The organism is Pedobacter frigiditerrae (assembly GCF_032678705.1).
GTDB lineage: Bacteria > Bacteroidota > Bacteroidia > Sphingobacteriales > Sphingobacteriaceae > Pedobacter > Pedobacter frigiditerrae_A.
The window spans coordinates 1,444,929-1,470,917 of sequence record NZ_JAVTSS010000001.1 but is presented as its reverse complement, the minus strand read 5'-3'; the positions used below and the strand labels follow the sequence as shown (position 1 = coordinate 1,470,917).

Sequence of the window (25,989 nt, the reverse complement as noted above, 5' to 3'; positions counted from 1 at the left end):
TAATTTCTGTTAAACTGTTATTTCTTTAATTATTATTTCACTAAACTCTGCCAAAGTCATTGAACCTAAATCTCCTTGTCCGTGTTTACGAACCGAAACTTTTTGCTCTTCCATCTCCTTTTCGCCGATTATGAGCATATAAGGCAACTTTTTAACTTCAGCATCTCTGATTTTCCTTCCAATCTTTTCATCTCGAAAGTCTATCAGACCGCGAATATCGGAATTATTTAGTTCATCTGAAACTTTTTTTGCATATTCTTCATACTTCTCTGAGATAGGAAGAATTATATATTGTTCCGGAGAAAGCCATAATGGGAAATTTCCAGCGCAATGTTCTATCAAGACTGCCACAAAACGTTCTAATGAACCAAATGGTGCACGGTGAATCATTACTGGACGATGTTTTAAGTTATCGCTACCAGTATACTCCAATTCAAAACGTTCTGGCAAGTTATAATCTACTTGGATTGTACCCAATTGCCATTTTCTGCCCAATGCATCCTTAACCATAAAATCTAGCTTAGGGCCATAAAAAGCAGCCTCGCCAAGCTCTACAACAGTTGGCAAACCCATTTCTTCTACAGCTTCTATTATAGCAGTTTCGGCTAATTTCCAATTCTCATCAGAACCAATGTATTTGGCTTTATTTTCTGGATCACGTAATGAAATTTGTGCAATGTAATTATCGAACCCTAAAGATTTGAAAACATACAATACCAAATCGATTACTTTTTTAAATTCTTCCTTAACTTGATCTGGACGACAGAATAAGTGAGCATCATCTTGAGTAAAGCCTCTAACACGAGTTAAACCGTGTAATTCTCCGCTTTGCTCATAACGATAAACAGTACCAAACTCTGCAAAACGAACCGGTAAATCTTTATAAGAACGAGGCTTAAACTTATACATCTCACAATGGTGAGGGCAGTTCATCGGTTTTAAGAAAAACTCCTCTCCTTCTTGTGGTGTTTTTATAGGCTGAAAACTATCCTTACCATATTTCTCATAGTGACCAGAAGTAACATACAAATTCTTATGACCAATATGGGGAGTGATTACCTGTTCGTAACCAGATTTAACTTGTGCTTTTGTTAAAAATTGAGCTAAACGTTCACGCAAGGCAGTTCCTTTAGGTAACCACATAGGTAAACCAGCACCAACTTTTTCAGAGAACATGAACAACTCCAGTTCCTTACCTAATTTACGGTGATCACGTTTTTTAGCCTCCTCAATCATTAACAGGTATTCTGTTAATTCACTTGCTTTAGGAAAAGTTACACCGTAAATACGTGTTAATTGTTTTTTAGTTTCATCTCCACGCCAGTAAGCACCAGCAACATTCATCAATTTTATAGCTTTGATAAAACCAGTATTAGGAATGTGTGGACCGCGGCATAAGTCTGTAAACTCACCTTGTGTATAGAAAGTAATTTTACCATCATCTAAACCTTGTAAAAGATCTAGTTTGTAATCATCACCTTTTTCTGTAAAATATTGAATTGCATCAGCTTTGCTAACACTTTTTCTGCTAAACTCTTCTTTTTGTTTAGCTAGTTCAAGCATTTTGGTTTCGATGGCTTTAAAATCATCCGAAGAAAATTCTCTATCTCCAAAATCTACATCGTAATAGAAACCGGTTTCAATGGCAGGGCCAATACCGAATTTTGTACCTGGATAAAGTGCTTCTAAAGCCTCAGCCATTAAGTGTGCGGACGAATGCCAAAACGTAGCCTTACCAGCTGTATCATTCCATGTTAGTAATTTAACAGTAGAATCAGCTTCAATTGCTCTTGAAGAATCCCAGATCTCTCCGTTAACTTCTGCCGCTAAAACGTTTCTTGCTAAGCCCTCAGATATTGACAAGGCTATTTGATGGGCAGATGTGCCCTTTTCATACTGACGGCTTGAACCATCAGGTAAAGTAATGTTAATCATCTACAACTATGATTTAAAGGTTAAAAAAATTGTTTAGTAAAATCACATACCAAGTGATTTTTGAAATGCAAAGATGCCTATTTTAGGATAGATTTCAAAGTATAAGCACTCTTAATTTAAAGAAGTTTTCGTTAGCTTGTTTTTTAAATAATTACGAATTGGCGTATCAATAAATATCAAGATCAGATAAGCGAGGATAATTAATGAGATAACCGAAATAGGAATTACAAAAGCCAGTGTAGAAAGCGAGGGCTTAACCACAGCAACGTAAGTTAGGAATATCCAAACAAAAGGATAATGCGTCATATATAGTGGATATGATATTTCTCCAGATAATTCCGCCAACTTTTTCACTGATGGCTTTAAAGAACTACCAGCTCCTAAGGAAACTATCAATGGGAAATAAATTATAGCTAGCATTGGCTCAACAAGCCAGTTGTATTCATCATTATATGGAATTAAAAATCCAATTAATAAAAATATACCCAATCCTAAAAAGCCTATGTTATTTTTGATAATCCAATTTGACCGATAAATTAACATCCCGAAAAGGAATGAAAATAAAACTCTTGCGCCACCATCCCAAAAGTTTGGACCACCCCAACCACCTGCAATATTTTTAGAATTAAAAGCTACATAAAAAAGAATAACTGCTCCTAATATGGTTAGTAGCTGTAAGACTCTTTTTGGAGCTTTAAAAAGTGCTGAAGCGTAAACTATATTTATTATATATTCCCAAAAGAGTGACCAAGCAGGTGCGTTTAGATTGAAGAGATTAAAGTATCGCTCCTCCATTACTGGGTATGGAATTACGAAAACAGAGCTTATAAAAATGAGTGCAGTTTTGCCAAAACCATAACTAGCATAAAAATCGCTAAACGGGTCAAAAAGAAAAGTAAGCAAACCTAAAATAGAGCCAATAATTACTAAAGGTTGTAAACGAATGAGCCTTAACTTAACAAATTGCCAGATGCCTATTTGTCCAATTCTATTGTCATAGGCATAGACTATTACAAAACCAGATAGACAGAAAAAGAAATCGACTGCTAAATAACCATGGCCAATGAAATTTTTACTATAATCAGTAATTGCTATTTCCATAAAATGAAAAACAACTACTGCAATTGCAGCTATTCCTCTTAATCCATCTAAAATCTCAAAATGTTGTTTTGTCTTTAGTAAGTTTTCTTTGGCAATCATTATATGTGTGCGAATAGGACTTTAATTCCCAAATCTAGAAAATTTAACAACAAAAAAAGTCTCCCGATTTTACATCGGGAGACTTTCATAACTATGTAGGAAAAATTAATTAATAATTACACTTCTAACTTGACTACCTTGGCCACCTCTATTACCGCCACCGCTAAATCTTTTCATCATGTTTTGCATCTTAACCACATACTCTTCTTGAGTAATTGGAGTAGCCTTTTTCGGAGCTGTTACATCTTTAGCACTTACACCTCTATATTCAATACTTTTAGCAGTTGTTGCACTACCTTTAGTCTCAATAGATAAAACTGTACCTTCCGTCCACATATTTGGATTTGGCGAAAAATTGAAACCTAATTCAGTTGTATACCAAACTGCTGTTTCATCAGCAATCTCACCAACTTCACCTAAAACTTTCGCTTTACGGATAGTTTTAACAATAGCTTTTTTACAGTTAAAACCAATTATTTTTTTTGTCTCATCAGATTTTACAATTTCAAATCTTGGTTCTCCTGGTAAATATTCAATTGAACTAGTAGTTGCAGGAGCAGTTGCATTAGCACCACCTTGAGCCTGACCTTGTCTGTTACCACCCATATTTAAATTAGGTTGTGATGCAACAGTTAATTTGCTTTGCATTACGTAAGTTGTATCACTTAAGTCAAATACTTCTACCAATTTTTGGTCAGCGAAAGAATAGAAATATTCTCTTTGGCCACCAGCACCACCAGCAAAACGCATCATACGCATCATTCCACCACCACCGCCACCACCATTGCTATCGTCAGTATCTTCTACAGGCATATAGCTTGCGTTAGTAGCAGTAAATAACAATTCGAAGTTTGCTTTTTGATTTTTTGGCATCCGAGCTTTCATCTCTTCAGATAAAGTTATCCCTCTTTCAGCAGCCATTGCCACAGGATCTATCGCTGTTTCAAACTGGATTGCTCCAGATTTTTTTTGAGCCTGACTTGTTAAGGCTATTGAAAATAAGCCAACAAAGGCAATCAGAGTTTTGTTCATTTTGTAAATGTTTTTGATACTACAAATTTATTGTAGTTTTTAGACTTGAAATGTTAAAAAAGGTTAATTTGTTTTAACATAACTTTTTTATTACATAAGGATAGACTGATAGTCAATGGACCATAGTCCATAGACGTTGCGCAACGCATCCAGACTATCAGCTAAATACTATTGTCCATTAGCCAAATTAATAATCTAACCAACCATTTGCCAATACATCGGCAATATGCATTGTTTTTATAGGCACATTATTTTTTTTGATGTAGCCATCCAAATGCATTAAACAAGATAAATCTGTAGAAATAATGTATTCTGCTTCCATTTCTAGTGCATTATTTACCTTTTGTTCTGCCATAGCCGATGAAATTGCATCGAATTTAACGGCGAAAGTACCGCCGAAACCACAACACATATCAGTGTCTTTCATCTCTACCATTTCTAAACCGTGAACTTTAGAAAGCAGCTGACGAGGCTCTTCTTTTATTTTACATTCTCTTAAACCGCTACAGGAATCATGGTAAACCGCTTTTCCATCGAGCTCTGCTCCAAAATAATCTTTCTTAACAATGTTGATTAGGAAATCAGAAAGTTCAAAGATGTTACCTTGCATATTCCTGCATTTATTATGAACTATAGTATTTGTAAACAAATCATTAAATCCATTTTTTACCATACCTACGCAAGATGCAGATGGAGCAACTATATATTCATTATCAGAAAAATCGTTTAAAAATTTGTTGCCAATTTCTTTGGCTTGCTCCCAGTAACCAGCATTATAGGCTGGCTGACCGCAACAGGTTTGCTTTGAGTTATAACTTACTTCGCAACCTGCCTTTTCGAGGACTTTAATTGTATTAAATGCAGTTTCAGGATATAATTGGTCTACAAAACAGGGAACAAATAACTCTATCTTCATTAGTGGATATTAAATTTCAGGCTCCCTACTCAACAACAACAGTTTTCGGCTCTACCTTTTTTAAGAACAGCAAAAATACTAAACCTAAAATAAAAAACACGGTTAATGCGATAACAGAATTTCTCATACTCCCAGTATATTCCTCAATATAGCCAAAACTAAACATACCAAATACGAGTGCAACCTTCTCTGTTACGTCATAAAAGCTAAAGAATGAAGTATGATCTGGACTTTCTTGTGGCAAAAACTTAGAATAGGTTGAACGCGATAAAGATTGAATTCCGCCCATTATTAAACCAATTACAGCTGCTAAGGCATAAAATTGATATTCTGTACGTATGAAATAGGCTGCTACACATGAACCAATCCAAATGATTACAACGCCTATCAAAACATTAACATTGCCATATTTTTTTGATGATAAATATGACATCAGCATTGCACCAGGAATAGCTACCAATTGCAAAATTAGAATAGTTGCTATCAGTTTTTCTGTTGGGAGATGTAATTCCTTTTCTCCAAATATGGTTGCCACTAACATTACGGTCTGCACACCCATAGAGTAAAAGAAAAAAGCATATAAAAAACGCTTTAGGTAAGCCATTTTTTTAACCTGTAACCATACCTTGTTTAATTCGTTGAATCCATTTGTAAAAACATTTTTTTCTGCTTTAAAGTTTGCACTGCCCTTAGGCAGGTTTCTGAAAGGAATTTGTGCAAAAACCATCCACCAGATGCCAACCATAAAAAATGATAACCTAGCTGGAATTGAGCTATCAGTTATGCCAAACCAATCTGGCTTAAAGACAAACACAAAACATATAATTTGCAAAATGATACTACCAATATATCCATAAGTAAAACCTTTGGCACTCACTTTATCTTGTTGGTCAACAGTTGCAATTTCTGGCAAATAAGAATTGTAAAACACTAAACTTCCCCAAAAACCTATCGCCGCAATAACACATAAGATAACGCCCAATTCCAAAGTTTCTATCTTGAAGAAAAACAACCCGCAACAAGCTAATGAACCTAAATAGGTAAACATCTGCATAAAAACCTTCTTGTTACCTCTTGTATCTGCAATAGAAGAAAGTATCGGAGACAAAATTGCGATCACCAAAAAAGCAAAAGCCATGGCGTAACTGTAAAGGGCAGAGTTAACGAACTTTCTTCCAAAAAAATTCACATAATCAATCGTATCAGGATTTTTATCTGATGTGATGATTGTATAATAAGCTGGAAATATGGTTGAAGTGATAACTAGGTTATAAGCTGAATTAGCCCAATCGAAATAAGCCCAAGAGCGAATTGTCTTTTTGTCGTTTTTTGCTTGCATAATTTTAGATTAACTAAAAGTAGATAAAAAATCGCTTAGTTGTTAAATGTGGAGTTGTTTAGTTGCTTGGAACTTTCACTCATATCTCAAATCTCATGTCTAACATTTCATTACAAATAATACTTCTTTCCATCAGTCTTAATTTTTCCAGCATCCAATAATTCCCTAATTCTTTCTATTTTTTCATTGTCAGTACCCGTCTCTAAACTTTCAACTAAATCGTCCAAACTATAATGCTGGCTTTGCAATAGCGTGGCAATTTCAAATTCTATTTTATCTTTCAATTGAGCTGCTTCTTCTAACTTCCTTTCAGCAAGGCAGATATCGCAGAAACCACATTTTTCGGCATTCGTTTCTCCAAAATAATGTAGCAATTGTTTACTTCTGCAAAGTTGTGTAGATGCATAACTTAAAACTGCACTTACTTGGTCTTTTTGAATTTGCTGGCGAAGCTTGATATATTTTACGTCGATATCTAAATGAGCTTGGTCTCTTCTGGGCAAAATAAATTGCAGTTGCGGTTGGTCGGTTTGTGGCAGATAAGACAGGATTTCAAATTGCTGTAAACGATTTAAAATTTCAATTACATCTTTGTAAGAGAGTTTTAAGCGATTAGATAAATCTGATTCTTTTATTTTTACATAACCATCAAAAGCACCTCCATAACTACGCTGAATAGTTTTTATAATGGGGTCGTAAGCAGAATTCTCTATTTGAAAACGATATACATCTTCGTGGCTTGCCGTAAACATAATCCTCGATTGCAAGAAAATATTCTCAGACAAGGCGATATAACCATCGTGTTCCAAGAATTTCAAAGCAGCTAAGGTTTTAATTACACCTAAACTAAATTTCTTGCAAAAATCGGCTATATCAAACTCAAAACTTAAACCCTCTCCAGCGCCAAATGCCAGTTGAAAATAACTTCCTAAATAATGATACGTTTTTTTGATTTCATCTACAGTTGGGTAACTATCGGTATATTTTGCATTCAATATCAGCTGATCTGATTTATTAGCTAATAATACTGCAAAGGCACGATTTTCATCTCTTCCTGCCCTACCTGCTTCCTGATAATAAGCCTCTAAACTATCTGGTAAATCTAAGTGTATCACAAAACGAACGTTTGGCTTATCGATTCCCATGCCAAAAGCATTGGTAGCAACCATAATTCTAATTATATCCTTCTTCCAATCTTCCTGTTTTTTAAAACGTAAATCCTTTTCTATCCCAGCGTGATAAAAATCTGCAGCGATTCCATTTCGTTGTAGAAAATGAGCTACCTCGGCTGTTTCCCGCCTATTTCTCACATAGACTAAGCCGCATCCTTTAACATTTTTAGCTATTTCGATTAACTTTTTATGTTTATCTTCCAAATCATAAACCACGTAACTTAAATTTCTACGCGAGAAACTTTTAACAAAAACCTGAGCATCCTTCATCTCCAGTTTCTGAACGATATCTTCTTTTACAAAAGCTGTGGCAGTAGCGGTTAAGGCTAATATTGGCTTATCAGGATGAATTTCTCTAAGTTCTTTAACTTTTAAATACGGCGGACGGAAATCATATCCCCATTGGGAAATACAATGAGCCTCATCAATGGCTATTAAATTCACATTCATATAAGAAATGCGAGCCCTTACTATTTCCGAAAGCAATCGTTCTGGAGATAAATAAAGGAATTTGATGTTACCGTAAATACAATTATCTAAAAGGATATCAATTTCTCTTTTACCCATCCCAGCATAAATGGCGATGGCATTAATTCCTTTGGCTTTTAAGTTTTCAACTTGGTCTTTCATCAAGGCTACCAAAGGAGAAACTACGATGCAAATGCCATCCATCACCATTGCTGGAACCTGAAAGCATATAGATTTTCCTCCGCCAGTTGGCAACAAAGCAAGGGTATCTTTTCCGTTTAAAACCGATTGGATAATCTCATCCTGTAGTGGTCTAAAATTATCAAATCCCCAATATTTTTTTAATATCTCCGCTGCTGTCATAAAAAGGTGTCATCAAAACTAATAAAAACGATGTGATATTATTAAATTGCGAAAAATTTATCTCAATCCTTCATATGAACAAAATTCTCCTATTCACAAGTAGTTTATTTCTTACCATTTCATTTGCTGCACAAGCTCAAAAAGAAGCCCCAAAATGGGATGTAGAAAAATATAAAGGCCAAACCAAAACTTTCAACATTAAAACTGATGAAGGAACTTGGATGAATTTAGATGTTAGTCCAGATGGCAATGAGATAGTTTTTGATTTGTTGGGTGATATTTATACTATGCCCATTGTTGGTGGGACAGCCAAGTTAATAAGTGGTGGAATTGCCTTTGATATTCAGCCACGTTATAGCCCAAATGGGAAATACATTTCTTATACTAGTGATAAAAGTGGTGGTGATAACATTTGGATCATGGATCGTGAAGGTGGCAATAAGAAACAAATTACAAAAGAAACTTTTCGATTGCTAAATAATGCCACTTGGATGCCTAATAGTGAGTATTTAATTGCTCGTAAACATTTTACGGCATCTCGTTCGCTAGGTGCTGGCGAAATGTGGATGTACAGCATTTATGGTGGTGATGGCGTACAATTAACCAAAAGAAAAAACGACCAACAAGATGCCGGAGAGCCGAATGTATCGCCTGATGGCAAGTTTTTATACTTTAGTGAAGATGTTTCTCCTGGCCCCAATTTCGAATACAGCAAAGACCCAAATGGATTAATTTATGCCATTAGGCAATTGGACTTAACAACAGGAAGATTAACAAACTTAATTGCTGAACAAGGTGGCTCTGCTCGTCCGCAAATATCGCCAGATGGTAAGTTTATGGCTTATGTAAAACGAGTGAGATTAAAATCTGCTTTATATGTAGAGAACATTAAAACTGGCGAAGAATATCCTTTATATGAAGATTTATCACATGACCAGCAAGAAACCTGGGCTGTTTTTGGGGTATATCCAAACTTTGCATGGACACCAGATTCGAAACGCATTATATTTTATGCTAAAGGTAAAATCAAACAAATTGATTTATCTACATTGTATGTTTCAGACATTCCTTTTGAAGTAGATAGCAAACAAACTGTTCAACAATCATTGCATTTTGAACATGAGGTTTTCAATCCAGAATTTACAGTTAAAATGGTTAGACAGTTAACTACATCGCCTGATGGCAAAATTGTAGTGTTTAATGCTGCAGGTTATTTATATAAAAAGGAGTTACCTAATGGAACACCTGAAAGATTAACCAATGGGATTGATTTTGAGTTCGAGCCAAAATTTAGTCCAGATGGAAAGACTGTAGTTTATGCAACCTGGAGTGATGAATTTAAAGGAGCCATCAAAAGAACGGAGATAAAATCTGGCAAAACGACCTATTTAACTGATGAAAAAGGCTATTACTATTCACCATCTTACTCGAACAAAGGTGATAAAATTGTTTATAGAAAAGGTAGCGGTAACGAAACCTTAGGCTTAACATACAGCAAAAACACTGGTATATTTATAGTTCCAGCGAATGGCGGTCCAAAAACATTGGTAAGTGAAAATGGTATCAAACCGATGTTTAACATTGATGATAGTAGGATTTATTTCCAAGGAAACGAAGCTGGTAAAAAGGCATTTAAGAGTATGGATTTGAATGGCGGAAATGAGCGAACACATTACACTTCTCAATATGCCAATCAGTTTGTTCCTAGTCCAGATGGGAAATGGATGGCATTTACAGAACTGTTCAACGCTTACATCACTCCGATGGTTACCGCAGGGATTGCTTTAGATTTATCTGCTAGCAACAAATCTATTCCTTTGGCTAGAGTTACAAAAGATGCTGGAACATATTTACATTGGAGCGCTGACAGTAAAAAATTACTTTGGACTTTAGGCGAGCAATATTACAATAGAGAAGTTAAAAATACTTTCACATTTGTGGAAGGTGCACCTCAAGTTTTACCAGAACTAGATACGGCTGGAATTGCATTGGGTTTAAAATTAAAAACTGATGTTCCGACTGGATTTTTAGCTCTAAAAGGTGCTAGAATTATCACGATGAAAGGTGATGAAGTTATTGAAGAAGGCACAATCCTTTTAGAAAACAATAAAATTATCGCTGTTGGTAAATTGGCAGATGTGAATATTCCTGCAGATGCAAAAATTATAGATGTAAATGGCAAGACCATTATACCAGGAATGATTGATGTTCACGCTCATTTACGTACTAGTCCAGACGGGATTAGTCCGCAACAAGATTGGTCTTATTTAACCAATTTAGCTTTTGGCGTGACCACATCTCATGACCCTAGTAGTAATACGGAAATGGTTTTTAGCCAAAGTGAAATGTTAAAAGCAGGTAGAATGATTGGTCCGCGATTATACTCTACTGGCTCTATATTATATGGTGCAGATGGCGATTTTAAAGTGGTAATTAATAGTTTAGATGATGCTCTGTCTCATTTAAAAAGATTAAAAGCAGTTGGTGCATTTTCAGTAAAATCTTATAATCAACCTCGTAGAGACCAACGCCAGCAGATATTAGAAGCTGCAAGACAATTAAAAATGGAAGTTGTGCCAGAAGGCGGTTCTACATTTTTTACGAATATGAATATGGTTGCCGATGGACATACAGGAATTGAACATAGCATTCCAGTTGCTCCAGTTTATAAAGATGTAACTACTCTTTGGAACAACACAACTGTGGGATATACGCCCACTTTAATTGTAGCTTATGGCGGTCAGTGGGGCGAAAATTATTGGTACGATAGAACGAATGTTTGGGAAAATGAGAGACTTTTAGCTTTTACGCCAAGGTCGATAATTGATTCTCGTTCAAGAAGAAGAACTACTTCCGAATATGGAGATTATAACCATATCGATGTTTCAAAATCTGTAAAACAAATTGCCGATGGTGGAACAAAGGTGAATCTAGGCGCTCACGGGCAAATACAAGGTTTGGGTGCGCATTGGGAGTTATGGATGTTTGTGCAAGGTGGCGCAACGCCATTACAAGCTATCCGCAACGCAACTTTAAACGGTGCACATTATTTGGGAATGGATAAAGAAATCGGATCTTTAGAAGTAGGTAAATTGGGCGATTTAGTGGTAATGGATTCGAATCCTTTGGATGACATTAGAAACTCAGAAAGAATTAAGTATGTGATGGTTAACGGTAGGCTGTATGATAGCATGACGATGAATGAAACTGGAACTAGAGAAAAAGCTCGTACTAAATTATGGTTCGAGTTAGACAAAGGGGTTGCGTTTTCTATTCCTTATAAAATATCTGAAACTTGGACTTTTACAGTGCCAAATTGCGATTAACTTAATGGAAGATGGAAAAGGTAAAAGGAAAAATGGAACTGAAATAATACTTTCTACTTCTATCAATGCGCATTTTCAAGTCGTATTTGATTGTGCCAGAAGTATAGATATCCATCAATTATCTACTGCAAAAACCAATGAAAAAGCTATTGCAGGCAGAACTAGTGGTTTGTGCGAACTAGGTGATGAAATAACTTGGCAAGCCAAACATTTCGGATTTTATCAAACCTTAAGCTCAAAAATAACCAAGCTAAAAGCGCCTTATCATTTTCAAGATTGTATGGTAAATGGTGCTTTTAGTTTCATAAAACACGACCATTATTTTGAAGAAAACAATGGAGTTACCGAAATGAAAGATGTATTTGCTTATGGTGTTCCTTACGGGATTCTAGGGAAGTTATTTAATAGGATTATCCTTAAGAAATACATGACTACTTTTTTGATGGAGAGAAATAGAGTAATTAAAGAGGTTGCTGAAAGGCAATAATTTATTTTTTTCTAGCCATATTTCCTATTTTCAACTGTTAAAACAGACGTTTCCCTTTCTTCTCCCAGTTAACATCCACATTTGTTCGTATAAATGCCCATTTTGCAAAAGCAGTCTGCTACTTAACACGAATAGCTCACGAAGGAATATCGAATGAGGGGTGGATTTAACGTGCACTAAAGGTGCACTTAACGTGGACTTGTGGTGGACTTGAACAAGGCCTGAAACGATAAAATTTAAGATGAACTAGAACCTTAAAAAGGTTCAAATTAATGGTGGGATTATGAAAGCTAAGTTAAGTTTAAAGAACTAAAAGTCCAAATTCCCTTAAGGTATTGATTGGTTTTGAATACCAGAATAATTCAAAATGTTCAATGTTATTTTCAAAATCAGCTTTGATTTCTTGAAAGGTCAAAGTCTTTTCATTTGAAACTGAGATTTTGTCTAAAATAGAAATCATCCACTCCCCTTCTTTTATACTGGTCTGAATGCTGAAAGATTCCTTTTTACTATGGAAATTCAAAGTCATCATTTCCCAAGTATTGCCTTTTTTAGATTTAACAAAGGTTTCTGTCGTTGGTTTTCCTCCCAACCAAACTATTTTGGCTGTTGGTTTAACATTAAAATTATCAGCATCATGCAAAGCTTTATCAATAAAATTGGAGGGGATGGTAGTTCTAGGAATTTTAAAATCAAACCAATCTTGGAGCTTGTAATCGAAACAAATGCCATGCATAAAATTGAAGAGCGATTTTTTCAATCCGAAACTGAACTTGTTGTGGTCAATTCCAGTTTTATCTGTATAGTTTATATCGTTGTTGGCAAAAGTTCCAATGGCTTCCGTTTCCTTTACCACACCAAATTTCTCAGGATACAAACCTACTGGACTATGCGCTGTCATTGCAAATTGATGCCAAAAGCCAGATTGCAAAACTCCAGCTTCAAATAATTGACGAACCATTTCTAAGCTATCCACTGTTTCTTGCACGGTTTGAGTTGGATAACCATACATTAAGTAAGCATGAACCATTATTCCTGCCTCAGTAAAATTCCGAGTTACCTTAGCAACTTGCTCTACTGTTACACCTTTATCAATCAGCTTCAATAATCTGTCTGACGCGACTTCTAAACCGCCAGAAACAGCGATACAGCCAGACGCTTTTAATAGTAAACACAAATCAGCAGTAAAACTTTTCTCGAAACGAATGTTAGTCCACCAGGTAACAGAAATCTTTCTTCTTAAAATTTCTAAAGCTACTTCACGCATTAGCGCTGGTGGTGCCGCTTCATCCACAAAGTGAAAACCATTTTGACCTGTTTTTTCGGCTAGGTCTTCTATCCTATCCACAATCAGCTTTGCGGCAACAGGTTCGTAAACTTTGATGTAATCTAAAGAGATATCGCAGAAAGTACATTTACCCCAATAACAACCGTGTGCCATAGTGAGTTTATTCCAGCGACCATCACTCCACATTCTGTGCATCGGATTTACAATTTCTATGACTGAGATGTAATTGTCTAACTGCAAATCTGAATAATCTGGCGTACCCACATCAGCCTGTTTGTAGTCGCTCTTTAAAGCATCGTTTCTATAAGCAACTTCTCCATTTTCTAATAAAAAAGTTCTTTTGTAGAGATTAAATTCGCCACCTTTTATAATCGCATTGCACAATAATTCAATTGGTAATTCACCATCATCCAAAGTAATGTAATCGAAAAATTCGAATACTCTTTTATCAGAAAGTGAACGTAATTCTGTATTTGGAAAACCACCACCCATCGATATTTTAATATGCGGATAGTTTCGCTTTACATATTGTGCACAGCGAAAAGCCGCATATAAATTCCCTGGAAAAGGAACAGAGACGAGAAATAGCTTAGGTTCAACTTCCTCTATTCTACTTTTAAGGATATTGATGAGAATTTTATCTATGTAGGTAGGCTCTTGATTTAAAGCAGCATACAATTCATCAAATGAATTTGCGCTTCTACCTAATCGCTCTGCATAACGACTAAAACCAAAATTTGGGTCTACACATTCTACAATAAAATCAGATATATCTTCTAAATAAAGTGTGGCTAAGTGTTTGGCTTTATCTTGCGTTCCCATTGCACCAAAAGCCCAATCTAACTCCTCTAACTGCGCAAAACGAGAAGCTTCCGGCAAATAATCTTCTTGGCAAATCTGTAATGCTAATGTTGGATTTTTCCCTTGTAAAAATGCGATAACAGAGTCTATTGTTTTTAGGTATTCATCCCATAGAGAAATAATCCGATTGGCATTTTCTGACAGATGTTCAATTCCCCCTTTGGGGGTTAGGGGGCTTAATCCTTTTTTAGAAAACAACGCTAAGATTACTTCAATTCCTAAATCTGCTTGGGTTGAAGAAATCCCTTTTGTATTTAAAAAACCTTTGATATACGCAGTTGCTGGATACGGAGTATTCAGTTGTGTAAATGGCGGTGTAATTAAAAGAAGGTCGCTTTTCAAAGGATTTGTTTTCTGCAAAAATACAGGAATTTTCTTAAAGAGAATTTTATGGCTTGGAAATAATATTACTTCCTGCTTTTAAATTCCCTTTTAATGCAATTAAGATTTCAGGAACAAATTCTTTAAGCGTTAAATAAGTATTATCTTTTGCGTTTAATACAATTATGGGCAATGTATATTTAGCAAAGTTTTGCTGAAATTGAAGGTTTTTATCAAATGTAATCAAAGCAATAAATTCATTTTCAATCATCAACTTCAACAATGCTCCATTTTTCACACCATTCCAATTCATATCTCTAACTGTATAAATTTCGTGGTTTTGAAAATGTTCTTTTAATCTTTTGGGAAGATTTTCATCAAGAAGCAATTTCATATAACTTTTCTATATTCCCAGCTGTAACTAATTTATTTGCTACTTCCAATAATGCCAAAACTTGCTTTTTTGAAACACCAGGAAAGTCTTCTAAAAATTCATCAATGGTAATTCCTTTTTCTATGTGGTCAAATAAAGTTTCAATTGGAACTCTAGTACCAGAAAACACAGGCTGACCACCTAAAATTTCAGTATCAACTGATAAAATGTCTTTTAATGCTTCCATACTATCAAATTTACTAAAATATTTCTATAAATTCTGTTTAGTGAGCTACTAGATTAGTTTAGCATATCCTGAGAAACGAAACAATTCTCCTGCAAGAAAGACCCTGAAATAAATTCAGGGTGACGAACATATTATAAATTCTGTGCAATTACAAAACCACTTGCCCAAGCCCATTGGAAGTTATAGCCACCCAACCAACCAGTTACATCCATACATTCGCCGCCAAAATACAAACCTGGTATTTTTTTACATTCTAAAGTTTTAGAGGAAATTTCGTTAGTATCAATTCCACCACGCATTACTTCGGCTTTATCGTAACCTTTATCTCCTGCAGGTTTTACTTTAAACTCGTGAATGGTTTGATGAATTAGTTCCATGTCACCTTTGCTTAAATCGGCTACGGTTTTTGTCAATGGCAAAAACTTCCCCAAAGCATCTGTAAATTTTTTGGCATAAAAGCGGTTTAACAAAGTTGATAATAGTGTTTTTCCGTTTGATTTACGTTCATCGTCTATTAATTCAATTATGTTTTGATTGGGTAATAAGTTGATATTAAATACTTCGCCCCTTCGCCAGTAAGAAGAAATTTGCAAAATTGCAGGGCCGCTTAAACCCCAATGTGTAAATAGAATATTCTCTTCGAAGGAGATTTCATCGTTACTCACTTCACAAAAAACAGAATTGCCAGATAGTTGTGCATACCAATCTTCATCCTTACCCGTAATAGTTAATGGAACTAAAGCTGGAGCAGTTTTTATAATTTTCAATCCATTGTTACGAGCAAATCTCAATGCAAAATCAGTTGCACCCATTTTTGGAATTGGCAGTCCGCCACTTGCAATTACCACTTTGGGAGCAGATATAGATTTGATTTTATCACCAACGGCATAACTTACTGTAAAGCCTTCATCAGTTTGCTCAATATTTTTTACATCGGCATTGCACCAAATTTCTTGCTCCATTTCTTCGCAAAGTGATGTAAAAACTTCAACTATATCTTTAGCATTCTTATCCTCTGGAAACAGCTGACCTAAGGTTTTCTCCTTACCTACAATACCATAAGTTTCAAAAAAGTTGACGGTATCTTCAACTGTCCATTGATTAAAAGAAGATTTAAGGAAATGTGGATTGGCAGAAATAAACTGTTCTGTGGTTGCCCATTGATTGGTAAAATTGCATCTACCACCACCAGAAATTAAGATTTTAGCACCAGATTTGTTATTTTTTTCGAGCACAATAACTTTTTTGCCCAAAAAACCAGCTTGCACTGCACACATTAACCCACAAGCACCGGCACCAATAATTATTGCATCTGCATCCATTGTTGCAAAGTTATAAGAAATAATTGGTTAGTGGAGACACGAACCAAGGCGAGAAAGTTATAAGAAAAGCTATAATTCTAAATTAAATTGGTTAGGAAGACCCGAACTAAGAAAAGGGAAACAAAGCTATTTATTTAAGTCATTAACTTTTTTCATTAATCTTTCAAAATACGCAATCATATCCTCTCCATTTTTTGATGGAAAAGTCTCAATAGCAAGGGCAAAATTCTCTACCAATTCGTTGTATTTCTTAAATTGGTTTTTCATTTTTTCTTCATCGCCCGTTTCCCAGTATTCACTTTCGTCATTAACAATGAAATTACTAAAATATTTATCGTTTAAATATTTAAGCAAGTGAATAATAAATTGATGTAATTCGACACCTGCATATTGCGTTTTTACGGAAATTGTATTCAGAAATATTTGTTCTTGCTCATCTTGAGGATTTAGAGAAAGAAATAGTCTAATGGGGCAAATCATTACGCCACTCCTCAAAAAAGTTAAAGAAATAGTTTCACAATTAGTTGGTGTAAAGCTAATGCCATAAACCTGTTTAGAAGATGGTATCTCTTCAACCGAGTTTTTAGAAAAAACAGCATCGTAAATATGATATTTCCATTTGTAAATCTCTGCTATGTCTTTTACTTCTTCAATTAAATAAGGCAGCAATTCAGGTGCTTTTATTTGTCCGCTGTAATGAATACTTAATCCCATAAATATTTCTTAAAGTATGATACCTAAGTTATTAATGTTTGAGTGAACAAAGAACAATTACGGCTTAAAAATAAATTGGTTTAAGAAGACAAGAACTGTTAATAACAATTTTATTTTTTGCTACGCTTATAGTTATTATTATCCCAGGGGGATAATATATATAGCAAATTATAAAAGATACATTCGACCCCAGCTGGGGTCGGATACTACATTAACTATCAAGCTATAAATATAAGACCTCCCTGAGGTCAAAAAATATGAGTATTCTTTTTCTTGAAGACACGAACCAAGGCGAGACGCCAATGTGCGTGTCTCCACGCACATTGTATTCATTTACATAAAGTTTGCAGGTAATAGTAGCACAATTATTTGTTAACTAGCCGCGACAGTAGCGAACACGTAGCCAAAGTTTACGCAGGGCGAAGTAAAGCGGATGGCGGGACTAAATTTTAATAGTAGCACTGAACCTTGCGCTTCAAAAAAATAGATAAAGCTTGATTTCACAAAATCCCAATTCGCGTTTATTTTTTGTTATTTTTGCGTCTCTAAAAATCTATTACAAATAATGGCAAAACAGATAAGCGAGTTAAAATTAGGCATATTAGGTGGCGGACAACTAGGCAGAATGCTGATACAAGAGGCCATTAACTATAATTTAACCACTTTAGTTTTAGACCCAGACCCAGATGCACCTTGCAAAAGTATTGCTAACAAGTTTGAGTGTGGTTCTATTACAGATTTTGATACGGTTTACAACTTCGGTAAGAAGGCAGACATTATTACCATAGAAATCGAAAAAGTTAACATCGAAGCTCTAGAACAATTAGAAAAAGAAGGTAAAATGGTGTTTCCCCAGTCTCGTGTTATTCGTTTAATACAAGATAAAGGTGTGCAAAAGCAATTTTTTAAAGAAAATGGCATCCCTACTGCTCCTTTTCAATTGGTAAGTTCTGTTGCTGATTTAACCAATGGAAATTTTCCTTTTCCATACATTTTAAAACAACGTAAAGATGGTTATGATGGCAAAGGTGTAATGAAAATCAGCAATCTTGCCGATGTAGATAACGCTTTTGAAGCACCATCGTTAATTGAAGAATTGGTAGATTTTGATAAGGAAATTGCGGTTATTGTTGCCAGAAATGCAAATGGCGATATGAAAACCTTCCCGATGGTGGAAATGGAATTCAATGCCGAAGCTAACTTGGTAGAATTCTTGATTTCTCCATCAACTTACCCTGACGATATTCAAAAAAGAGCAGAGAAAATTGCCATTGATATTGCATCTGCCTTAAATGTTACTGGAATTTTGGCAGTAGAAATGTTCGTTACCAAAAACGGAGATATTTTGGTTAATGAATTAGCTCCTAGACCGCATAATAGCGGGCACCAAACTATTGAAGGCAATTATGTTTCTCAGTTTGAGCAGCATTTACGTTCCATTTTTAATTTACCATTGGGCGATACTCGTTCTATTAGCAATGCTGTAATGATTAATTTATTAGGAGAAAAAGGTCACGATGGTTTAGCTAAATACGATGGTTTAGAGAAAATAATGGCCATTGATGGTGTTTATGTACATTTATACGGAAAGAAATATACCAAACCTTTCCGCAAAATGGGACACATTACCATTGTAGACCAAAACCGCGACCACGCTATTGAGAAGGCAAGATATGTGCAGCAGACTTTGAAAGTGATTTCATAAATAGATATGAGATGTGCGATATGAGAATTGAGACAATCGCAAACAAGAATAAACGATAAAAAATACTGAATTACCAAAAAATAAAAATATGAGCGCAAGAGTAGGTATAATAATGGGTAGCAAATCTGATTTAAATGTGATGCAAGATGCTGCTGATATCTGTAAGGAATTTGGTGTTGAATTTGAAATGACTGTAGTTTCGGCTCACCGTACACCTGAAAGAATGTTTACTTATGCTAAAGAGGCTGCGCAAAAAGGTTTAAAGGTGATTATTGCTGGTGCTGGTGGCGCTGCTCACTTGCCTGGAATGGTTGCATCAATTACAACATTGCCAGTAATTGGCGTTCCCGTTAAATCTTCAAATTCTATTGATGGTTGGGATTCTATCTTATCTATTCTGCAAATGCCAAATGGTATTCCAGTTGCAACAGTTGCTTTAAATGCGGCTAAAAATGCTGGTTTATTGGCTGTTCAAATTTTGGCAACTGCCGATGATAGCTTAGCTCAAAAGATGCAAGCTTACAAGGATGAATTAAGGAAAAAGGTAGAGGAAAGTGCCAGTGAGATGAGTTTGGAGTAAGGAGTTGGGAGTTTAAAGCACTCCAAACTAAAAACTCTCAACTCCAAACTAATTCAAACTCGGATCAATAGGGAAATTACTAACGTGAGCGTACTTTGGACCCAAGTTGATGATAACTTCTCTCCAAAGTTCTTCTTCATTGTGTGAAAAGACAACATCTTGATGGAACTGGTCGGAAACTATCCAAGTATTTTCATTGATCTCTTCAGTCAGTTGATCTATACCCCAACCAGAATAACCTAGAAAAAACTTTACTTCATCAGTTGAAATGCTATTATTGTTCACCAATATTTTAAGTGTTTCAAAGTTTCCACCCCAGTAAATTCCTTTTGCGATTTCTTCTCCACTGTTTAATTTATCATAACAACGATGAATAAAATGGATGGTATCCACTTCTACTGGTCCGCCAATAAAAACAGGGAAATCTGCTTCCCATAAATCGGGAACCAAATCCTTTAATAAAAACTGGCTTGGATGATTTAAAATAAAACCTAAAGTACCTTCCTCACTGTGTTCTGCCATTAAAACAACCGAACGTTTAAAATTTGGGTCATTCAAAAACGGCTCTGATATCAGTAGTTTTCCGGTAGAAGGTATTACTTTGCTTAACATTTGTGAAAATTAAGAAACCAGAATGATTATACAAAATGTAGCAGAATAACAATTGTATTATAAGCATAATCAAACAAAATTATATTCTAAATCAAAAAATTGAAAAAACTAAAGTCTATTTTTGTGCTATGGAACTAACAAAAGAAATGATACAAAGTTTGCGACAAGACTATCGATCTGCAGAGTTAAGCGAAAAGGATGCAGATAAAAACCCAATTAAACAATTCGAAAAGTGGTTTGCTGCAGCAATGGATGCTCAATTATATGAGCCAAATGTAATGACTTTGGCAACTGCTGATAAATCTGGCAAACCTAATGCCCGTATCGTTTTGTTAAAAGGATTTGATGAAAATGGTTTCAGTTTCTACACCAATTACTTAAGTACAAAAGGCAAAGAGATTAAGAAAAACCCACAAGCTTGTTTAGTTTTCTTTTGGGCAGAGCTAGAAAGACAAGTTCGTATTGAAGGTAAGATTGAGAAATTATCTAAAGAAGCTTCAGAAAAATATTTCCATTCTAGACCAATTGGCAGTCAAATCGGCGCAATAGTTTCTCCTCAAAGTCAAATTATAACTGATAGGCAACTATTAGAAAACAAGGTAGAAGAATTAACTACTCAATATGAAGGTAAAACAATTCCAAAACCAGCGCATTGGGGCGGATACATTGTTAAACCAACGTCTATAGAGTTTTGGCAAGGCAGAACAAGCCGTTTACATGATAGAATTAAATATGATTTGATTAACGGTAAATGGCAGACGAATAGATTAGCGCCTTAAAACAAAAAAAACCCGCATATGCGGGTTTTTTGTTAGGTTATTAATATTATGGATTTTGAGGTCCAATATTTGGATTTGCATCAATCTCAGATCTAGGAATAAACCACTCCCATCTTACATCTCCAGCTGGTAATTGCAAGAAATTTGCTACAGATGCAGCAGTAAAGTTAGGAACATTTGCTGTCGTTCTATCTAATGGCAGATTTAAGCGTTTCAAATCTAAATATCTGAAACCTTCACCCCAAAGTTCAATCCTTCTATAAGTTAAAATCTCATTAATCAACGTTGCACCCGTACTTGTAGAAATTACATAGTTTGGATTTCTTTTGAAATTCAAAGTGTATAATGCTTGTTGAGCTAACAATGTTTGGGGCACAGCAGATTTAGCATAGGCCTCAGCTAGGATTAAGTACATTTCTGAAGTCCTCATAATTGGCACATCTCCTAAAGATGGGTCACCAACTGTTTTAACAGAATATTTTCTGCTCATAAAAGGCTGTCTAACAAATGTAGTTGCAGGTAATGGGAAGTTTGTTGCTGTTGGTGCTGGTTCCCACATTTTAGCTCTTACATCAGTTGCTGGAATTTGAGCGTATAAAGCAGAGTTAATTCTTTTTGGTGTACCTCTTTGATAAGTTGTATTTGCATTGTATGCAATTTGAGCAAAGAAAGAACCAAATGTATCACCTTGTTCTAAATTAGGCATCATTGCCCACATTACTTCAGATAAAGATGGTGCATTATTAAATCCACTTTGATAGGCTGCTGCATCCATTAATGGATATGCGTTACCGTCAATAATTTGTTTTGCATATGTAATTGCAGTTGCATAGTCGCCCATAGTTAAAGCAACCCTAGCTTTTAAACCTTTAGCAACCCAAACGTCAGCATGACTCTTACTTACTTTTGTTGTAAGATTTAAAGCAATTGCTGCATCAAGATCTGCATTGATTTGAGTATAAACAGCCTCAACACTTACCCTTGGTTTTTGACTATCAGTAGATTTCAACAATAAAGGAACAGCTAATTGGTTGTTAGGCTTTGCAAGTGCATCGTATCTTTTTCCATAAAATTGAACTAGATAAGAATAAGCATAAGCCCTTAATGTTAAAGCTTCTGCCTTAATTCTATTTTTGTCTGCAGCAAGACCAGGAACCTCATCGATGTTATCAAGAATTGCATTTGCATTACCTATAATTCTATAGAAAGTTCTGTATACCCAAATGTTAGAAGCATGGGTATCAGTCCTAGGTGCCACATAATTACCCTCTCCAGTAGAAGTAAACCAAGTAGCAGCACCTTGATGCAAATCTTCTCCCATAAAATCAATCGCCAACATGATACCAGCAACACCAGGCTTACCTTGTGCGTTACTTGTGGTAGTTGTTGTTCTTTCGAACATATATCTGTAAATACCATTTAATACAGTATTTGCATTAGTAGTACTTGTAAATACATCTCCAGCAGCAACTTTATCAGTTGGTGCGGTTTCCAAATACTCTTTTTTACAACTAGAAATAGCTACTAAAGCTACCACAGCTGAAAATAAAATAATTTTTTTCATCTCTTTAAATATTAACTAATTATAGTGAAAGACTTAAACCAAAACTATAAATTCTGCCCGACAAATAAGTTGCACCATTTACACCATCAAATGATTGTCTTGGATCTAATCCTCTTCTCTTAGAAATTGTCCCTAAATTCTCTCCCGTAAAAAATACTTTTGCACCAGCAACATCAATCTTACTTAGTAGCGATTTAGGCAATCTGTAAGAAAGATTTACGTTAGCAAAGTTTATATATGATGCATCAACTAACCACCTGCTAGAAGCAGCATTAATGTTAGTAGTGTTACCATAATCTAAGCGAGGGATTTGACTAGTTTTATTGGTAGTGGTCCAAGCTCCAGCAGCATCAGCATGTAATGCAGAGCCATAACTAAGGCTCATTAAACCTTGATAAACACTATCATAGAACTTTCCACCAATTTGATAGTTAATTAAGAAAGATAATGATAAATCTTTGTAAGTAAATGTATTGGTAAATGATCCAGATAAATCTGGGATTGCGGTTCCAGAGTAAGCGAATTTAGCAAAGGTTTGGTTTGTTACATACTGAACACCATTTACCGTTCTAATGTTTGAAGCAGCAGTTCCATCTGCTGGAATATATAATGCAGAACCATCATTAGGATCTACACCCGCATATTGTCTCAACCAAAAAGCATAAATATCTTGACCAACTTCCCTTCTCTTTGTACCAGAAATTATGGTTGGTGTTTCAACAGGTAATGCAGTAATTTCATTTTTAAATATTGTCCAGTTGGTTAACAAATTCCAGTTAAAGTTTTTGGTTCTTAAAATATCGCCGCTTAGCTGAAGTTCCCAACCTCTATTTTCCATTGAACCAATATTTGCTAACTCAGAAGTAACAGCATTAGATAATGGTTTTGGAATACTGAAAAGCAATTCTCCTGAACCTCTCTTAAAGTATTCTAGTTCTCCTAATATTCTGTTTTTAAGAAATCCAAAAGATAAACCTAAGTTTAATGTTTTAGATGTTTCCCATTTTAAATTAGGTGCTGCTAAACTTGAAAGCAATACACCTGGCTCACTACTGTTGTTAAAACCTAGGTCATAAAAAGCATCATAAGCATAGAAAGTATCTAAAGCATTGTTTCCAACTTCACCATAAGAAGCTTTCAATCTTAAATCACTAACCCAATTCAAGTTTTTCATGAAATCTTCTTTAATAATACTCCATGAGGCTCCTGCAGAGAAAAATGTTCCCCATCTTTTTGCAGCAGCAAATCTAGAACTTCCATCTCTTCTAACCGATCCCTCCAAAAAATATTTTTCATTGTAATTGTAAGTTGCTCTAGAAAAATAAGATTCAATTCTATCCAGATCTCTATTTCCTGTTAAGCCACTAATTGTAACAAAGTTTGCTAACTCAGTGTTTCCTCTAGCGGTTTGGCTAGTTTTACTTCCAGAGAAAGATCTGATTGTATAATCATAATTTTCGTGACCTAATGTGGCGGTGATATTATGGCTACCTAGCATTTTTCTATAGTTTAAGATTTGGTTAAATGTATAAGATTTAACAGTGTTAGTAGCATATGATGCAAGACCATTTACAGAAGCTCCATCACCTACCAAAGGATTTTGGTATTGATTTGTTACGTTGCTTCTAATATCGATATTAATCGCAGGTGTAAAAGTGAAATCTTTTAAGAATGTAACATCAACATAAGTTCTAGCACCAAAATTATTTCTTCTAGCCAAGTTATCATTTAGCATTGTCTCATAAATTACGTGCCTACCTGCTGATGCTCCTGTTGGACGATTAACCGCTCCTGGATGTTGACCAAAATCATACCAGTCCTCTCCTGTAAGAGGGTTAAAAATAGTTGAGCCACTAGCTGAACGAGCGTGAACTGGATAAATTGGCCCCATACCTCTCGCAAAGCTAAACGCATTTACAAAACTAGAAGCATTACCTGTTGCACTATCAAAAGCATTGTTTAAATCAGTAAGTGATGCAGATAAATTTAAACCAGTTTTTAACCAAGGCTTAATCTGTCCATTAACATTAATACGTCCGTTAAATCTTTTAAAATCTGATTTAATAATGTATCCATTGTCTTTCAAATAACCTAATGATACGAAATAATCAGCTTTCTCAGTTTTTCCTGAGAAACTCATATTCGCATCCGTTCTTTTACCCGTTCTTGTCATCGGTTTAAACCAATCAAATTCATCATACAGTAACGACGCATTTGGGTTAAGCATACCATCTAAGCCAACTACTTGATTATTTGGAACATTAAAAGGATTGTAAACCAAGTTAGTAGCCACTGTATTTGTTGCATTCTGAGAAGCAACAGCTTCTGTTTGAGCAGGAGATGCAGTGAACATCAAGTTATTTTTAATAGCTTGCCAGTAAGCTGGATAGTACTGATAAGCATCTAATCTGTTATATTCGGGTGTCCCTCTTTCAGAAAAACCTTGGTTAATAGTCGCATTAAGACTAGATGACCCTGATTTACCTCTTTTTGTGGTAATGATAATTACACCATTTGCAGCTCTAGCACCATACAAGGCAGATGAAGATGCATCTTTCAAGATTGAGATGTTGTCGATATCATTCACATTAATATCACCAATACTTCCATCATATTGTGATCCATCTAAAACGACTAGAGGACTACTTGATGCAGCAAAAGAACCGAAACCACGTAAACGGATTGTCGTATTAGTACCTGGTTGGCCATTTCCAGAGGTAGTTAATACTCCAGGAGATGCACCTTGCAACAATTGAGTTGCATTGGTAACTGTACGCTTTTCAATGTCAGCAGCTCCAATAGTTGCTACAGAACCAGTAATTGCACTTTTCTTTTGTGTACCATAAGCCACAACAACTACCTGATTCAAAGTGTTTGTTGCCGTTTCTAAAGAAACATTAATAGTTGTTTGGTTGCCAACACTCTTTTCAATAGTTACATAAGACAAGTAAGAATAAACCAAAACTGTTTCTGAACTTGGTACGGTAATACTATAAGTACCATTGTTTTCAGTTTGAACGGCAGTATTAGTACCTTTAATTTTTACGGAAACTCCAGGAATTGGAAGACCATCTTCCGCACCTAAAACTTTACCGGTAATCTTTTTGCTTTGTGCAAATGCTGTACTAATAGCAAGCAAGCTCAAAACAAATAATTTTAGTAATTTTTGTTTCATTTAAGTTAATTTAATGTTAAATTTTTAAAAAAATAGAGCGCAATATACAGCTATCGATATTGTATTGCAATATTATTTTTACAAAGAAAAAGTTTTTTTTATAATGTTTAAACATCCAGTTTTTTAAATATTATCATAAAACCCAACAAATTTTAAATACTAAATCGATTTTTTTTAAACTCAAAAAAGCATCAGTATTTAATATATAAC

19 protein-coding genes are annotated in these 25,989 nt (G+C 35.1%); 5 read left to right on the top strand and 14 right to left on the bottom strand.

Annotation, left to right across the window (positions count from 1 at the left end; translation table 11 throughout):
* Positions 1-9: 9 nt before the first annotated feature.
* The 6 genes from thrS to R2Q59_RS05795 form a co-directional block, all read right to left on the bottom strand.
* On the bottom strand, positions 10-1,935 hold the full coding sequence (gene thrS, locus R2Q59_RS05820; RefSeq protein WP_316784346.1) for a threonine--tRNA ligase: 1,926 nt from the start codon (positions 1,933-1,935) through the stop codon (positions 10-12).
* A 111-nt stretch (positions 1,936-2,046) separates the two neighbouring features.
* Entirely contained in the window at positions 2,047-3,135 is a 1,089-nt protein-coding gene (locus R2Q59_RS05815) for an acyltransferase (RefSeq protein WP_316784344.1), read from the bottom strand.
* Between the two features lie 105 nt (positions 3,136-3,240).
* Positions 3,241-4,167, bottom strand: a complete 927-nt coding sequence (locus R2Q59_RS05810; protein WP_316784342.1) for a hypothetical protein — start codon at positions 4,165-4,167, stop codon at positions 3,241-3,243.
* A 187-nt stretch (positions 4,168-4,354) separates the two neighbouring features.
* A complete protein-coding gene (locus tag R2Q59_RS05805; protein WP_316784339.1) occupies positions 4,355-5,083 on the bottom strand; it encodes a (Fe-S)-binding protein in 729 nt (242 codons plus the stop codon).
* Between the two features lie 25 nt (positions 5,084-5,108).
* Positions 5,109-6,422, bottom strand: coding sequence for an MFS transporter (locus R2Q59_RS05800; protein ID WP_316784337.1), 1,314 nt, complete (start codon positions 6,420-6,422; stop codon positions 5,109-5,111).
* 110 nt (positions 6,423-6,532) lie between these two features.
* The gene (locus R2Q59_RS05795; protein ID WP_316784335.1) at positions 6,533-8,425 is read right to left on the bottom strand and encodes an ATP-dependent DNA helicase RecQ; all 1,893 of its coding nucleotides are present in this window, start codon (positions 8,423-8,425) and stop codon (positions 6,533-6,535) included.
* 74 nt (positions 8,426-8,499) lie between these two features.
* Here R2Q59_RS05795 and R2Q59_RS05790 point away from each other — a divergent pair, with 74 nt between their 5' ends.
* Together R2Q59_RS05790 and R2Q59_RS05785 are read left to right on the top strand one after the other, a co-directional pair.
* The gene (locus R2Q59_RS05790; RefSeq protein ID WP_316784334.1) at positions 8,500-11,751 is read left to right on the top strand and encodes an amidohydrolase family protein; all 3,252 of its coding nucleotides are present in this window, start codon (positions 8,500-8,502) and stop codon (positions 11,749-11,751) included.
* Between the two features lie 4 nt (positions 11,752-11,755).
* Positions 11,756-12,238: an SRPBCC family protein gene (locus tag R2Q59_RS05785; protein WP_316784332.1), complete on the top strand. Its 483-nt coding sequence runs from the start codon at positions 11,756-11,758 to the stop codon at positions 12,236-12,238.
* A 301-nt stretch (positions 12,239-12,539) separates the two neighbouring features.
* Here the strand turns inward: R2Q59_RS05785 and R2Q59_RS05780 are convergent, their stop codons facing one another.
* The 5 genes from R2Q59_RS05780 to R2Q59_RS05760 all read right to left on the bottom strand — a co-directional run bounded on the left by R2Q59_RS05780 (position 12,540) and on the right by R2Q59_RS05760 (position 17,364).
* Positions 12,540-14,729 (bottom strand): radical SAM protein, encoded by a 2,190-nt coding sequence (locus tag R2Q59_RS05780; protein ID WP_316784330.1) that lies wholly within the window; start codon positions 14,727-14,729, stop codon positions 12,540-12,542.
* Positions 14,730-14,775: 46 nt separating this feature from the next.
* Positions 14,776-15,102, bottom strand: a complete 327-nt coding sequence (locus tag R2Q59_RS05775; protein WP_316784328.1) for a DUF5615 family PIN-like protein — start codon at positions 15,100-15,102, stop codon at positions 14,776-14,778.
* Positions 15,086-15,328, bottom strand: coding sequence for a DUF433 domain-containing protein (locus R2Q59_RS05770; protein ID WP_316784326.1), 243 nt, complete (start codon positions 15,326-15,328; stop codon positions 15,086-15,088). The genes R2Q59_RS05775 and R2Q59_RS05770 overlap by 17 nt, the downstream gene beginning before the upstream one ends.
* 131 nt (positions 15,329-15,459) lie before the next feature.
* Positions 15,460-16,650, bottom strand: a complete 1,191-nt coding sequence (locus R2Q59_RS05765; protein WP_316784324.1) for an aminoacetone oxidase family FAD-binding enzyme — start codon at positions 16,648-16,650, stop codon at positions 15,460-15,462.
* A 126-nt stretch (positions 16,651-16,776) separates the two neighbouring features.
* The gene (locus R2Q59_RS05760) at positions 16,777-17,364 is read right to left on the bottom strand and encodes a hypothetical protein (RefSeq protein ID WP_316766768.1); all 588 of its coding nucleotides are present in this window, start codon (positions 17,362-17,364) and stop codon (positions 16,777-16,779) included.
* 565 nt (positions 17,365-17,929) lie between these two features.
* Between R2Q59_RS05760 and R2Q59_RS05755 the strand changes: the two genes are divergently transcribed.
* Positions 17,930-19,069, top strand: a complete 1,140-nt coding sequence (locus tag R2Q59_RS05755; RefSeq protein WP_316766767.1) for a 5-(carboxyamino)imidazole ribonucleotide synthase — start codon at positions 17,930-17,932, stop codon at positions 19,067-19,069.
* A gap of 88 nt (positions 19,070-19,157) precedes the next feature.
* Complete coding sequence (gene purE, locus R2Q59_RS05750; RefSeq protein ID WP_316766765.1) at positions 19,158-19,649, top strand: 5-(carboxyamino)imidazole ribonucleotide mutase; 492 nt, start codon at positions 19,158-19,160, stop codon at positions 19,647-19,649.
* A gap of 48 nt (positions 19,650-19,697) precedes the next feature.
* Here the strand turns inward: purE and R2Q59_RS05745 are convergent, their stop codons facing one another.
* The gene (locus R2Q59_RS05745) at positions 19,698-20,261 is read right to left on the bottom strand and encodes a YqgE/AlgH family protein (protein WP_316766763.1); all 564 of its coding nucleotides are present in this window, start codon (positions 20,259-20,261) and stop codon (positions 19,698-19,700) included.
* Between the two features lie 128 nt (positions 20,262-20,389).
* Between R2Q59_RS05745 and pdxH the strand changes: the two genes are divergently transcribed.
* Entirely contained in the window at positions 20,390-21,040 is a 651-nt protein-coding gene (gene pdxH / locus R2Q59_RS05740; protein WP_316766761.1) for a pyridoxamine 5'-phosphate oxidase, read from the top strand.
* A 46-nt stretch (positions 21,041-21,086) separates the two neighbouring features.
* Here pdxH and R2Q59_RS05735 read toward each other — a convergent pair whose 3' ends face one another.
* Both R2Q59_RS05735 and R2Q59_RS05730 read right to left on the bottom strand, forming a co-directional pair.
* Positions 21,087-22,604 carry a RagB/SusD family nutrient uptake outer membrane protein gene (locus R2Q59_RS05735; RefSeq protein WP_316784322.1) on the bottom strand — a complete coding sequence of 506 codons (1,518 nt, stop codon included), beginning with the start codon at positions 22,602-22,604 and terminating at the stop codon, positions 21,087-21,089.
* Positions 22,605-22,623: 19 nt separating this feature from the next.
* A complete protein-coding gene (locus R2Q59_RS05730; RefSeq protein WP_316784320.1) occupies positions 22,624-25,779 on the bottom strand; it encodes a TonB-dependent receptor in 3,156 nt (1,051 codons plus the stop codon).
* Positions 25,780-25,989: the final 210 nt, after the last annotated feature.

Bases quoted from the DNA above. Each gene is read 5' to 3' on its own strand.
- thrS (WP_316784346.1), bottom strand. From the start codon at position 1,935: ATGATTAACATTACTTTACCTGATGGTTCAAGCCGTCAGTATGAAAAG.
- R2Q59_RS05815 (WP_316784344.1), bottom strand. From the start codon at position 3,135: ATGATTGCCAAAGAAAACTTACTAAAGACAAAACAACATTTTGAGATT.
- R2Q59_RS05810 (WP_316784342.1), bottom strand. From the start codon at position 4,167: ATGAACAAAACTCTGATTGCCTTTGTTGGCTTATTTTCAATAGCCTTA.
- R2Q59_RS05805 (WP_316784339.1), bottom strand. From the start codon at position 5,083: ATGAAGATAGAGTTATTTGTTCCCTGTTTTGTAGACCAATTATATCCT.
- R2Q59_RS05800 (WP_316784337.1), bottom strand. From the start codon at position 6,422: ATGCAAGCAAAAAACGACAAAAAGACAATTCGCTCTTGGGCTTATTTC.
- R2Q59_RS05795 (WP_316784335.1), bottom strand. From the start codon at position 8,425: ATGACAGCAGCGGAGATATTAAAAAAATATTGGGGATTTGATAATTTT.
- R2Q59_RS05790 (WP_316784334.1), top strand. From the start codon at position 8,500: ATGAACAAAATTCTCCTATTCACAAGTAGTTTATTTCTTACCATTTCA.
- R2Q59_RS05785 (WP_316784332.1), top strand. From the start codon at position 11,756: ATGGAAGATGGAAAAGGTAAAAGGAAAAATGGAACTGAAATAATACTT.
- R2Q59_RS05775 (WP_316784328.1), bottom strand. From the start codon at position 15,102: ATGAAATTGCTTCTTGATGAAAATCTTCCCAAAAGATTAAAAGAACAT.
- R2Q59_RS05770 (WP_316784326.1), bottom strand. From the start codon at position 15,328: ATGGAAGCATTAAAAGACATTTTATCAGTTGATACTGAAATTTTAGGT.
- R2Q59_RS05765 (WP_316784324.1), bottom strand. From the start codon at position 16,650: ATGGATGCAGATGCAATAATTATTGGTGCCGGTGCTTGTGGGTTAATG.
- R2Q59_RS05760 (WP_316766768.1), bottom strand. From the start codon at position 17,364: ATGGGATTAAGTATTCATTACAGCGGACAAATAAAAGCACCTGAATTG.
- R2Q59_RS05755 (WP_316766767.1), top strand. From the start codon at position 17,930: ATGGCAAAACAGATAAGCGAGTTAAAATTAGGCATATTAGGTGGCGGA.
- purE (WP_316766765.1), top strand. From the start codon at position 19,158: ATGAGCGCAAGAGTAGGTATAATAATGGGTAGCAAATCTGATTTAAAT.
- R2Q59_RS05745 (WP_316766763.1), bottom strand. From the start codon at position 20,261: ATGTTAAGCAAAGTAATACCTTCTACCGGAAAACTACTGATATCAGAG.
- pdxH (WP_316766761.1), top strand. From the start codon at position 20,390: ATGGAACTAACAAAAGAAATGATACAAAGTTTGCGACAAGACTATCGA.
- R2Q59_RS05735 (WP_316784322.1), bottom strand. From the start codon at position 22,604: ATGAAAAAAATTATTTTATTTTCAGCTGTGGTAGCTTTAGTAGCTATT.
- R2Q59_RS05730 (WP_316784320.1), bottom strand. From the start codon at position 25,779: ATGAAACAAAAATTACTAAAATTATTTGTTTTGAGCTTGCTTGCTATT.